Raw genomic sequence first — 12,103 nt, 5'->3', positions numbered from 1 at the left:
CGCACGCACGCGGGACGCTCGCCGTCCGTGCCGACTGCTGGGTCCGGACCGCGGCTCGTCGTGACGCCGCCCGACGGGTCGCTCGAGGTCGACGTGCGAGGATGAGTCATCCCCGTTCGGAAAGGACACGTGTGCGCGCGCGCCCCGACACGACGGACCGGGCCGCCCTCTCGGGCGGGGCCGTCCGGCGCTCCCTGCAGCTGATCTGGCGCGGGATGTCGTCCCAGCCGCGGACGTACGTCCTCGCGGTCGTCACGTCCGCGCTGTTCGGTGCGATGACGGTCGCGGTCAGCCAGGTGCTCGGGCGTGCGACCGACGACGTCGTCGTGCCCGCCCTGGCCGGCGAGCTCGACGACCGCAGGTCGGTCTGGCTCGCGGGCGCTGCGCTGCTCGGGGTCGCGGTGACCCTCGCGCTCGCCGTCGCGGGCCGTCGGATCTTCGCGGGCATCGGGTACTCCGACATCCAGGCCGACCACCGGCGCGCCGTGACGCGGCAGTACCTCCGTCTGCCGCTCTCGTGGCACCGCTCCCACCCCACGGGCCAGCTCCTCTCCAACGCGAGCGCCGACGTCGAGGCGGCCACGGGGGTGTTCAACCCGCTGCCCTTCGCCATCGGGGTCGTCGCGATGATGGGCGTCGCCACCGTCGCCCTGCTGCGCGTCGACGTGTGGATCGCGGTCACCGCGCTGTCCGTCCTGCCGCTCGCCGTCCTCGCCAACCTCGTCTTCCAGCGGTACATGTCGCCCGCCGCGACCCGGGCCCAGCAGCTGCGCGCCGACGTCGCCGACGTCGCGCACGAGAGCTTCGAGGCCGCGCTCCTGGTCAAGTCGCTCGGCACCGAGCAGCGCGAGGCGGAGCGGTTCGCCGCCCGCACGCAGCAGCTGCGCGCGGCGAACGTCCACGTCGGCACGGTGCGCGCGGTGTTCGACCCCGTCATCGAGCTCCTGCCCAGCCTCGGGACGCTCCTGGTGCTCGTCGTCGGCGCGTACCGGGCCGCCGCGGGCGAGGTCGGCACCGGCGGCATCGTCTCGGCGGCCTACCTGCTCACGCTCATGGCCGTGCCGGTCCGTGCGTTCGGCTGGGTGCTCGGCGAGCTGCCGCGCGGCCTCGTGGGCCACGACCGCATCGCCCGCGTCCTCGACGCCACGGGCGAGCTCGAGCCCGGCACCCACCGCCTGCCCGCCTCGCGGGGCGGGCTCGCGGTCGAGCTGAGGGACGTCGAGGTCGCGGTCCCCGGGGCGGGCGGGCCGCAGCGGATCCTCCACGACGTCTCGCTGTCGGTGCCCGCCGGGCGCACGGTCGCCGTCGTCGGCGTGACCGGCGCGGGCAAGACGACGCTCGTGTCGCTCCTCAGCCGGCTGCAGGACCCCGCGTCCGGCACGGTCCTCCTCGACGGGGTCGACGTGCGCGACGTCCATCCGCAGGACCTCACGCGGGACGTCGCGCTCGTGGCGCAGAACGCGTTCCTCTTCGAGGACACCGTGCGCGCGAACGTGACGCTCGCCGACGAGGACGACCCCCACGCCCCGGACGACGAGGCGGTCTGGGACGCGCTGCGCCTGGCGCGCGTCGACGGCGTGGTGCGCGCTCTCCCAGAGGGCCTCGACGCGCCGCTCGGCGAGCGGGGCGCGAACCTCTCCGGCGGGCAGCGCCAGCGCATCGCGATCGCCCGGGCGCTCGTCCGGCGCCCACGCCTGCTCGTGCTCGACGACGCGACGTCGGCGGTCGACCCGCGCGTCGAGCAGGAGATCCTGGCCGGGCTGCGGCGGCAGGGGGTCACGGGCCCGACCGTCGTCATGGTCGCGTACCGGATGTCGTCGGTGCTGCTCGCCGACGAGGTCGTCCACCTGCACGCGGGCACCGTCGTCGACCAGGGGACGCACGCGGAGCTCCTCGCGCGCGACCCGGGCTACCGGGACCTCGCCACCGCCTACCAGGAGGAGTCCGAGCGGCGCGGGGCGCTCGTCGAGGAGGAGGCCCGGTGAGCGCGATCCACGAGGACGGCGTCCGGCTCCGGACGACCAGCACGTTGGGCGCGCGCGCGACGCTGCGGCGCGGCGTGCAGATCTCGCCGCAGCTCCTCGACGGCATCGTGCTGACGGTCGTCCTGGCGGTGCTGGCCGCCGTCGGTCGCGTCGTCGTGCCGATCGCCGTCCAGCTCACGGTGGACACCGCGATCCTCGCGCCGGGTGGTCCGGTCGCGGGTCGCGTCGTGCAGCTCACGGCGGTCGCCGCGGTGGGGCTCGTGCTCGCGGGCGCCGCCTCCGCACTGGTCAACATCCGTCTGTTCCGCTCGAGCGAGGCCGGTCTCGCCGAGCTGCGGACACGAGCGTTCCGGCACGTGCACGACCTGTCGGCGCTCACGCAGAACACCGAGCGCCGCGGCAGCCTCGTCTCGCGGGTCACGAGCGACGTCGACACGATCTCGCTGTTCGTCCAGTGGGGCGGGATCATGCTGCTGGTCTCGGTGCTGCAGATCACCGTCGCCACCGTGCTGATGGCGGTCTACTCGTGGCAGCTGACGGTCCTCGTGTGGGCCGCGTTCCTCCCGCTGATGATCGTCCTGCGCCCCGCGCAGCGTCGGGTCAGCGTCGCGTACGGGACCGTGCGCGAGCGGGTCGGCGCGATGCTCGGGGCGATCTCCGAGTCCGTCGTCGGCGCCGAGACCATCCGCGCGTACGGGGTGTCCGAGCGGACGCAGCGGCGGATCGACCGCGCCGTGCGCGCGACGCGGGACGCGATGGTCGCCGCGCAGGTCCGGGTGGCCGTCGTGTTCTCCAGCGGCGTCCTCGTCGCCAACACGGTGCTCGCGCTCGTCGTCGTGGCGGGGACGCTCCTGGGCATCGACGGCTCGATGACGACCGGGCGACTCCTCGCCTTCCTGTTCCTCGTCCAGCTCTTCACGGGACCGGTCCAGCTCGCGACCGAGATCCTCAACGAGCTCCAGAACGCGATCGCCGGGTGGCGCCGGGTCATCGGGGTCATCGACACGCGTGCCGAGGTGACCGACCTGCCGGACGCGGTGGACAGCCCGCGCGGGCCCGCCCACGTCGAGCTGCGGGGCGTCTCGTTCGCCTACCCCGGCGGCCCGCGCGTGCTGCACGGGGTCGACCTCGACCTGCCGGCACGGGCCAAGGTCGCCGTCGTCGGGGCGACCGGCTCGGGCAAGACGACGCTCGCCAAGCTCGTCACGCGCCTCGCCGACCCCAGCGAGGGTGCCGTCCTGCTCGACGGCACGGACCTGCGACGCGTCTCGCTCGCGAGCCTGCGTCGCCGCGTGGTGCTCGTCCCGCAGGAGGGCTTCCTGTTCGAGGGGACCGTCGCGCAGAACGTCGCGTACGGTGCGCGCGCGACGTGGTCGGCCGACGACGACGCCGCGCGGGACGCCGCGGTCCTCGGCGCGTTCGCCGAGCTCGGGCTCGCCGACTGGGTCGCCGAGCTGCCGGGCGGCATCGGCGCCGACGTCGGCCAGCGGGGTGAGCGGCTGAGCGCGGGCGAGCGGCAGCTCGTCGCGCTCGCGCGCGCCCACCTCGCCGACGCCGACTACCTCGTGCTGGACGAGGCGACGAGCGCCGTGGACCCGGCCACGGAGGTGCGCATCGCGCGCGCCCTCGACGAGCTCACGGCGGGACGCGGGACGCTGACCATCGCGCACCGCCTGTCGACCGCCGAGGCGGCCGACCTCGTCGTCGTCGTCGACGCCGGTCACGTCGTACAGGTCGGACCGCACCGACGGCTCCTCGCCGAGGACGGCCCGTACGCCGCGATGCACGCCGCCTGGCTCGCGCAGACCCGCTGATCGTCAGGGGCCACGGACCAGGCGCGGGCTCGTGGTCGTGCCCGCGGGCAGGACCACGACCGCGCCCGGGTCCGTGGCAGGATCGTCCGGTGCCCGAGAACACCCCCGTCGGCCTCGACCCCCAGGTCGCCGAGCGACTCAAGCGCGACGACGCCGGCCTCGTGTGCGCCGTCGTCCAGCAGCACGACACGGGCCAGGTGCTCATGGTCGGCTGGATGGACGACGAGGCGCTGCACCGCACCCTCACGAGCGGCCGTGTGACGTTCTGGAGCCGCTCGCGACAGGAGTACTGGCGCAAGGGCGACACGTCGGGACACGTGCAGCACGTGCGGTCGGTCGCGCTCGACTGCGACGGCGACGCGGTGCTCGTGCAGGTGGACCAGGTGGGCGCCGCGTGCCACACCGGGGCGCGGACGTGTTTCGAGGCCGGCGGCGACCTGGGCGCCGTCGTCGCGCCGGAGGTGCGCGCGTGACCGCGGGGACGGGCCGGGCCGACGCGGCCGACGCGGCCGACGCGGCGCGCGCGCCCGGACCCGACGACCTGCGCTGGGGTGCGACGTGGCCGACGCTCGACGGGTTCCGGGCGCTCGCCGCGGACCGCCGCGTGATCCCGGTCGTGCGGCGCCTGCTCGCGGACGACGTCACGCCGGTCGGCCTGTACCGCACGCTCGGCCAGGGGCGGCCGGGCACGTTCGTCCTCGAGTCGGCCGAGGTCGACGGGACGTGGTCGCGGTACTCGTTCGTGGGCGTCTCCTCGCGCGCGACGCTCACCGTGTCCGGTGGCGAGGCCGTGTGGACGGGCGACGTCCCGGTGGGCGTGCCGACCGGGGGAGACGTGCTCGACGTCCTCGGGCGCACGCTGGAGGTGCTGCGCACGCCGGCGATCGCGGGGCTGCCGCCGCTCACGGGGGGCCTGGTCGGGGCGATGGGCTGGGACGTGGTGCGCCACTGGGAGCCGACCCTCCCCGCGAAGGCTCCCGAGGAGCTCGGGGTGCCCGAGCTCACGCTCTGCCTCGCGACCGACCTCGCGGTCGTGGACCACGTCGACGGGTCGGTCTGGCTCGTCGCCAACGCGATCAACTTCGACGACACCGACGAGCGGGTCGACGACGCGTACGCCGACGCCGTCGCGCGGCTGGACCGGATGCAGGGCGCGCTCGCCCGGCCCGTCACGACGCCTCCCGCGGTCCTCACCGACGCGCCCGAGCCCGAGCTCGAGTTCCGCAGCACGCGTGCGGAGTTCGAGGACGCGGTGCGGGCGGGCAAGGAGGCCATCCGGGAGGGCGAGGTCTTCCAGGTCGTGCTGTCGCAGCGGCTCGACCTCGAGTGCCCCGCGGACCCGCTCGACGTGTACCGCGTGCTCCGCACGATCAACCCGAGCCCGTACATGTACTACTTCCAGCTCCGCGACGCCGCGGGCAAGGACTTCGCCGTCGTCGGCTCCAGCCCCGAGACCCTCGTGAAGGTCACCGACGGGCGCGTGCTCACGTACCCGATCGCCGGGTCGCGCCCCCGCGGTGCGGGGCCCGAGGAGGACGCGGCGCTCGCCGACGAGCTCCTCGCGGACCCGAAGGAGCGCGCGGAGCACATCATGCTGGTCGACCTGTCCCGCAACGACCTGGTCAAGGTCTGCGAGCCGACCAGCGTCGAGGTCGTCGAGCTCATGGCGATCAAGCGGTTCAGCCACATCATGCACATCTGCTCGACGGTGGTCGGCAGGCTCCGGGAGGGCGCGACGGCGCTCGAGACGCTGACCGCGACGTTCCCCGCCGGGACGCTCTCCGGGGCGCCCAAGCCGCGCGCGATCGCGCTCATCGACGAGCTCGAGCCGGCCCGCCGGGGGATCTACGGCGGCACGGTCGGGTACTTCGACTTCGCCGGCAACATGGACATGGCGATCGCGATCCGGACCGCGTTGATCCGCGACGGTCGGGCGAGCGTCCAGGCGGGTGGCGGGATCGTCGCGGACTCCGTCGAGGCGCTCGAGTACGAGGAGTCGCGCAACAAGGCCGCCGCGGCCGTGCGCGCGGTGCAGGTCGCGGCCCGGCTCCGATCGTGACGACGGCGTCCTCCGCCGTACCGGACGACGGGCCGGACGACAGGTCGGCCGCCAGGCCGGTCGTCGGGCCGCGCGCCGCTCCGGTGCCGCGCGGCCGGGCGACGCGCCGCCGCGCGGTCCTCGGCACGCTGCTGGTCGGGAGCGCCGCGCTCGCGTCGACCGCGCCGACGTGGGTCGTCGCGGGTACGCGGAGCGCGCTCGACGACGCCGTGCCGATCGCGGTGCGGGGAGCCGACGCGGCCCCGGCGACCGCGGCCGGGGCGATGGTCGTCGTGGCGGGTGCGCTCGCGCTCGCGCTCGCCGGCCGGTGGGGCGTGCGCGTCGCGGCGGTCGGGGTCGGGCTCGGTGGCGTGCTGGTGACGGCGGCGGCCCTGGCGGTGGCACGCGCTCCCGAGGCGTCGGCCCGCGCCGCGGCGCTCGACACCGTGGGTGTCGCGACGCTGACCGCCCCGGCCGGGACGACGCCGCTGCCGTGGGTCGCGGCAGCCCTCGGGCTGGTGGCGGTCGTCGCCGGCGTCGTGGCAGCGCTCGCCGCGGCCCGCTGGTCACCGCCCGGTGCGCGGCACGAGCGTGCCCCGGCGACACCCGCAGCGGTGGTCGCACCGACGGCTCAGCCGGGCGCTCCGGCGGGCGGCCCGCGGCAGGACCCGCCCGCGTCGGCCGACGCCGACGGCCGCCGCTCGAGGGCCGACGGTCCGGCCGGTTCCGCGGACCCCGTGGGAGGTGCCCGTTCCCCGGGACGAATGCCCCCCGACGACCAGGACGTCTGGGACGCGCTGACACGCGGCGAGGACCCCACCTGACACGGTCCGGCGCCCCCGAGTTCGATAGGGTTCCGCCCAGTCCACGAAAGGCATGCACGCAATGGCCGAGAAGCCCCTCGACGGGTCCACCGAGAAGGTCCACCTCCCGGTGGCGTCGCCGCCGCGCAACCACGGGCACACGACCGCCGCGTGGGTGACCGTGATCGTCGTCATGGCGGGTGCGGTCGTCTGCTCGCTCGCGGTGATGTTCGCGATGCCGTGGCTCTTCTGGACGGGCGTCGGGGTCGTCGTGCTGGGCCTCGTCGCCGGACGAGTGCTGAAGATGCTCGGCATGGGGCAGCCCGAGCCGACGTCGGGACGCACGACCTCCCGTACCCAGCACTGACACCACGAGCCAAGGAGCCATGTGAGCATCCCGCCCGGTCCGCAGGACCCCAACGACCCCTACGCCGGCCCGGCGTCCGGCTCGCAGCCGCCCTACGGCTCGACCCCGCCGTCCTACGGCTCCCAGCCCGGTCAGGGTGGGCCCTCGATGGGTGACGGCTACTCGGCCCCGCCGCCTCCGCCGGGGTACTACGGCGGTGACGGCGGCTACGGGTCCACGCCGCCGCCCCCCAACCACCTCGTGTGGGCGATCCTGACGACGGTGCTGTGCTGCCTCCCGCTCGGCGTGGTGTCGATCGTGTTCTCGACCCAGGTCAACACGAAGTGGGCGCAGGGCGACCAGGCGGGCGCCCAGGTCGCCTCGCAGCGTGCCAGGACCTGGGCGATCGCGAGCGCCGTGGTCGGCCTCGTGTTCGCGATCGGCTACATCGCGCTCGTGACCAGCGGTGTGGTCGCGGGCCTCGACACGACCGGGTACTGACCCGTGGCGGTCGAGGTCGTGGCCGCCGCACCTGGTCGCACGCTGAGCCGTGCCGCCTCCAGGACGGCCCCCGTGGCGGTTGCCGCGGGGGCCGTCGCTGCGCTCGGGTACCTGCGGGTGGTCTCGCCCTACGAGACCGGCAACTACCCCACCTGCCCGACGCTCGCGCTGACGGGTCTGTACTGCCCCGGGTGCGGATCCCTCCGGGCGCTGCACGAGCTCGCGAACCTGGACGCCGCCGGAGCCGTCGCGATGAACCCGCTGCTGCTCGTCGCCGTCCCCGTGCTCGTCGTGTCGTGGTTCCTGTGGGCGCGTCGGACGTGGACCGGGCGCCGCCGGCAGCGGCTCGCCCCGCCGTGGGCCCTGCGGCTGCTGCTCGTCGTCGTCGTCCTGCACGGGGTGCTGCGCAACGTGCCCGCGCTCGCCCCGTGGCTCGCACCGGGGCTCTGACGCCCGCCGTGGCGGGACGTCCCTCCCGTGGGACGCGTCGTCCACCTGGTGGGCGTGCGGAGGGCGGTCCCCGGGCGGCTCTACGATGGCGCATGGCCGGCGGGGGAGCGGGCCGCGGAGAGAGGTGGACGCGATGACGGTCCTCGAGGACATCGTGGCGGGAGTACGGGCGGACCTCGCCGAGCGTGAGGCCCGGACGCCGCTCGACGCGGTCAAGGAGCGCGCAGCACGCGTCCCGGGCGCCAAGGAGTGCCTCGGACGCCTGCACGACGAGGAGGCCGTCCAGGTCATCGCCGAGGTCAAGCGCTCGAGCCCGAGCAAGGGTGCGCTGGCGCCGATCGAGGACCCGGCGCACCTCGCCGGGCAGTACGAGGCGGGCGGCGCGGCCGCGATCTCGGTGCTGACCGAGCAGCGGCGCTTCGGCGGCAGCCTCGCCGACCTCGACGCCGTCCGGGCCGCCGTGGACGTGCCCGTCCTGCGCAAGGACTTCGTGGTGACGCCGTACCAGGTGTGGGAGGCCCGCGCGCACGGCGCCGACATCGTGCTGCTGATCGTCGCGGCGCTCGAGCAGACGGTGCTCACGTCGCTCGTCGAGCGCGTGCACAGCCTCGGGATGACCGCGCTCGTCGAGGTCCACGACACGGACGAGGTCGCGCGGGCCCTCGACGCGGGCGCGCGGTGCATCGGCGTCAACGCCCGCAACCTCAAGACGCTGGACGTCGACCGCACGACCTTCGCCCGCCTCGCCCCGCTGATCCCCTCGGGCGTCGTGCGCATCGCGGAGTCCGGCGTCCGGGGTCCGCACGACGTCATGGACTACGCGCGCTCGGGCGCCGACGCGGTGCTCGTCGGCGAGAGCCTGGTGACCGGGCGCAACCCGCGCGACGCCGTCGCCGACCTCGTCGCCGCGGGCGCGCACCCGTCGCTGCGCGCGGTGCGGCACTGACGTGCCGACACGCGCGCCCTGACGCCAACCACCCGCCGTCCGACGGCCCGGCGGCACCGCCGCGGGCGGTCGTGCCGGGAAGCAACGACACACGGAGCGATCGACCAGCCATGACCCAGCCCCCCCAGGCCCCCGAGGCCGGGACGCCGCGCGCAGCGGACGCCCCCGACGGCCCGACGACGACCGCCGCGGGCTCCGGTCCGTACTTCGGTCCGTTCGGCGGCCGCTTCGTGCCCGAGGCGCTCATCGAGGCGCTCGACGAGCTCGACACCGAGTACGGCAAGGCCAAGGCGGACCCGACGTTCGGCGAGGAGCTCGCGCGGCTGCACCGCACGTACACCGGCCGGCCGAGCATCATCACCGAGGTGCCGCGGTTCGCGCGGCACTGCGGTGGTGTGCGGGTCGTCCTCAAGCGCGAGGACCTCAACCACACGGGGTCGCACAAGATCAACAACGTGCTCGGCCAGGCACTGCTCACGAAGCGGCTCGGCAAGAAGCGCGTCATCGCCGAGACCGGGGCCGGCCAGCACGGCGTCGCGACCGCGACGGCCGCGGCGCTGTTCGACCTCGAGTGCGTCGTCTACATGGGCGAGGAGGACACGCGGCGTCAGGCGCTCAACGTCGCGCGCATGCGGCTCCTCGGGGCCGAGGTCGTGCCCGTCACGACCGGGTCGCGGACGCTCAAGGACGCGATCAACGAGGCCCTGCGCGACTGGGTGACCAACGTGGAGACCACGAACTACGTCTTCGGCACCGTCGGCGGGCCGCACCCGTTCCCCGCGATGGTCCGCGACCTCCAGCGGATCATCGGCGTCGAGGCGCGCCAGCAGGTGCTCGAGCTCACCGGGCGACTGCCCGACGTCGTCGCGGCGTGCGTCGGCGGCGGGTCGAACGCGATCGGCATCTTCCACGCGTTCCTCGACGACCGGGAGGTCCGGCTCGTCGGCCTCGAGGCCGGTGGTGACGGCGTCGAGACGGGTCGGCACGCGGCCACCATCACGGGTGGCGCACCGGGCGTCCTGCACGGTGCGCGGTCCTTCCTGCTCCAGGACGAGGACGGTCAGACGATCGAGAGCCACTCGATCTCGGCGGGACTGGACTACCCGGGTGTCGGTCCCGAGCACGCGTGGCTCGCCTCGATCGGACGGGCCGAGTACCGCCCCGTGACCGACGCCGAGGCGATGGAGGCGTTCCGCCTGCTGTCCCGCACCGAGGGCATCATCCCGGCGATCGAGTCGGCGCACGCGCTCGCCGGGGCGATGCGGCTCGGTCAGGAGCTCGCGGCCGAGGGGCGTCAGGACGCGGTCCTCCTCGTCAACCTGTCCGGACGGGGCGACAAGGACGTCGAGACGGCCGCCCGCTACTTCCACCTTCTCGACGAGGGAGACCAGTGACCAGCCAGCAGGTCGGCAGCCGCACCGCGGACACGATCGAACGACTCCGGGACCAGGGCAGGGCCGCACTCGTCGGGTACCTGCCGGTCGGCTTCCCGGACGTGGACCGCTCGATCGAGGCGGCGCGCGTCATGGTCGACGCGGGTGTCGACGTCGTCGAGCTCGGCCTGCCGTACTCCGACCCGGTGATGGACGGTGCGGTCATCCAGCACGCCGTCGAGCGGGCCCTCGCGGGCGGTGTGCGCGTGCGGGACACGCTCCGCGCCGCCGAGGCCGTCGCGGCGACGGGCGCCCCCGTGCTCGTGATGACGTACTGGAACCCGGTCGTGCGCTACGGCGTCGACGCCTTCGCCCGCGACCTCGCGGGTGCGGGTGCGGCAGGCCTCATCACGCCGGACCTCATCCCCGACGAGGGTGGGGACTGGGTCGCCGCGTCCGACGAGCACGGGCTCGACCGGGTGTTCCTCGTCGCACCGAGCTCGACGCCCGAGCGGCTCGAGCTCACCGCACGCTCGTCGCGCGGGTTCGTCTACGCGGCCTCGACCATGGGGGTCACCGGGACCCGCGCGAGCGTCGGTGCCGACGCCGCACGCCTCGTGCGCGACACGCGTGCCGCCGGGGCCGAGCGCGTCTGCGTCGGCCTCGGCGTGAGCACCGCCGACCAGGCGGCCGAGGTCGCGTCGTACGCGGACGGCGTGATCGTCGGCAGCGCGTTCGTGCGCGCGCTCGCCGACGACGACACGACGGCAGGGCTCGACGCGCTCGCGACGGTCGTCGCGGATCTCGCGTCGGGCGTCCGCCGCGCGGAGCGCCCGGCATGAGCCTCGCGCACGTGTGGGCCGGCGCGACCGCGGGCCTGCCCGCGACGGTCCCCGCCGCGATCCCCAGTCCGCCGGAGTCGGTGTGGTACCTCGGGCCGTTCCCCCTGCGGGCGTACGCGCTCGCGATCCTCGCGGGCATCGTCGCGGCGGTGTGGCTCACGCGCCGTCGCTGGGCCGAGCGCGGGGGAGACCCGGACACCGTCCTGGAGATCACCTACTGGGCGGTGCCGTTCGGGATCGTCGGGGGCCGGATCTACCACGTGTTCTCGAGCCCCGACCGCTACTTCGGCGCGGACGGCGACCCCGTGAGGGCCCTGTTCATCTGGGAGGGCGGCCTCGGCATCTGGGGCGCGATCGCCCTGGGCGCGGTCGGCGCCTGGATCGGCGCGCGCCGGCAGGGGGTCAGCTTCGCGGTCTTCGCCGACGCGGTGGCCCCCGGTCTGCTCGTCGCGCAGGCGATCGGACGCCTCGGCAACTGGTTCAACCAGGAGCTGTTCGGCGGCCCGACGACCCTGCCGTGGGGCCTGCGGATCGATCCCGCGGGTCCGACGTTCCCCGACGGTGTGGACCCGGGCACGCTGTTCCACCCGACGTTCCTGTACGAGATGCTCTGGAACCTCGCGGCGGCCGCCGTCCTGATCTGGTGGGACCGGCGCCGACGGCTCGGCCACGGGCGCGTCTTCTGGCTCTACGTCGTGCTCTACACGGCGGGCCGCGTGTGGATCGAGGCGCTGCGCATCGACCCGGCCGAGACGGTCCTCGGGCTGCGGCTGAACGTCTGGACGTCGATCCTGGTGGGCTTGGGCGCGCTGGTAGCCTATGTGCTGGTCGGACGTCGGCACCCCGGGCGCGAGACCACCGTGCAGGCGCGGTCCGTGGACGACGAGGAAGCCACGGTCCCGGACCCCGACTGACGTCCGAGAGGCAACCGCCCGCTCGCCGGGCTCCGGACACATCCCCCTGTCTGGGAACGAGGTCGCCCTCCGGGCATCACGCTTGGGCCGA

12 protein-coding genes are annotated in these 12,103 nt (G+C 74.8%); all 12 read left to right on the top strand.

Annotated elements, in window-relative coordinates; genetic code table 11:
• The first annotated feature begins 215 nt into the window (after window positions 1-215).
• A complete protein-coding gene (locus tag IEV86_RS02825) occupies window positions 216-1,985 on the top strand; it encodes an ABC transporter ATP-binding protein (protein ID WP_229734488.1) in 1,770 nt (589 codons plus the stop codon).
• Complete coding sequence (locus IEV86_RS02820) at window positions 1,982-3,799, top strand: ABC transporter ATP-binding protein (protein ID WP_043605690.1); 1,818 nt, start codon at window positions 1,982-1,984, stop codon at window positions 3,797-3,799. The genes IEV86_RS02825 and IEV86_RS02820 overlap by 4 nt, the downstream gene beginning before the upstream one ends.
• Window positions 3,800-3,888: 89 nt before the next feature.
• Entirely contained in the window at window positions 3,889-4,272 is a 384-nt protein-coding gene (gene hisI / locus IEV86_RS02815; protein ID WP_043605692.1) for a phosphoribosyl-AMP cyclohydrolase, read from the top strand.
• A complete protein-coding gene (locus tag IEV86_RS02810; protein WP_081978679.1) occupies window positions 4,269-5,858 on the top strand; it encodes an anthranilate synthase component I in 1,590 nt (529 codons plus the stop codon). Before hisI ends, IEV86_RS02810 begins: the two co-directional genes overlap by 4 nt.
• The gene (locus tag IEV86_RS02805; protein ID WP_188484537.1) at window positions 5,855-6,661 is read left to right on the top strand and encodes a Trp biosynthesis-associated membrane protein; all 807 of its coding nucleotides are present in this window, start codon (window positions 5,855-5,857) and stop codon (window positions 6,659-6,661) included. The genes IEV86_RS02810 and IEV86_RS02805 overlap by 4 nt, the downstream gene beginning before the upstream one ends.
• Before the next feature lie 61 nt (window positions 6,662-6,722).
• Complete coding sequence (locus IEV86_RS02800; protein ID WP_229734443.1) at window positions 6,723-7,007, top strand: HGxxPAAW family protein; 285 nt, start codon at window positions 6,723-6,725, stop codon at window positions 7,005-7,007.
• Window positions 7,008-7,028: 21 nt separating this feature from the next.
• Window positions 7,029-7,487, top strand: coding sequence for a CD225/dispanin family protein (locus tag IEV86_RS02795; protein WP_202595183.1), 459 nt, complete (start codon window positions 7,029-7,031; stop codon window positions 7,485-7,487).
• Between the two features lie 72 nt (window positions 7,488-7,559).
• Complete coding sequence (locus tag IEV86_RS02790; RefSeq protein WP_202595182.1) at window positions 7,560-7,937, top strand: DUF2752 domain-containing protein; 378 nt, start codon at window positions 7,560-7,562, stop codon at window positions 7,935-7,937.
• 133 nt (window positions 7,938-8,070) lie between these two features.
• Entirely contained in the window at window positions 8,071-8,883 is an 813-nt protein-coding gene (gene trpC / locus IEV86_RS02785) for an indole-3-glycerol phosphate synthase TrpC (RefSeq protein ID WP_043607755.1), read from the top strand.
• A gap of 110 nt (window positions 8,884-8,993) precedes the next feature.
• Window positions 8,994-10,277, top strand: coding sequence for a tryptophan synthase subunit beta (gene trpB / locus IEV86_RS02780; protein ID WP_081978812.1), 1,284 nt, complete (start codon window positions 8,994-8,996; stop codon window positions 10,275-10,277).
• A complete protein-coding gene (gene trpA / locus IEV86_RS02775) occupies window positions 10,274-11,098 on the top strand; it encodes a tryptophan synthase subunit alpha (RefSeq protein WP_043607749.1) in 825 nt (274 codons plus the stop codon). The genes trpB and trpA overlap by 4 nt, the downstream gene beginning before the upstream one ends.
• Window positions 11,095-12,012 carry a prolipoprotein diacylglyceryl transferase gene (lgt, locus tag IEV86_RS02770; RefSeq protein WP_052426330.1) on the top strand — a complete coding sequence of 306 codons (918 nt, stop codon included), beginning with the start codon at window positions 11,095-11,097 and terminating at the stop codon, window positions 12,010-12,012. Before trpA ends, lgt begins: the two co-directional genes overlap by 4 nt.
• Window positions 12,013-12,103: the final 91 nt, after the last annotated feature.

This window comes from Cellulomonas carbonis (assembly GCF_014636275.1).
Lineage (GTDB): Bacteria > Actinomycetota > Actinomycetes > Actinomycetales > Cellulomonadaceae > Actinotalea > Actinotalea carbonis.
The sequence above is the reverse complement of the archived record's forward strand: the minus strand, read 5'-3'. Positions and strand labels throughout refer to the sequence as shown.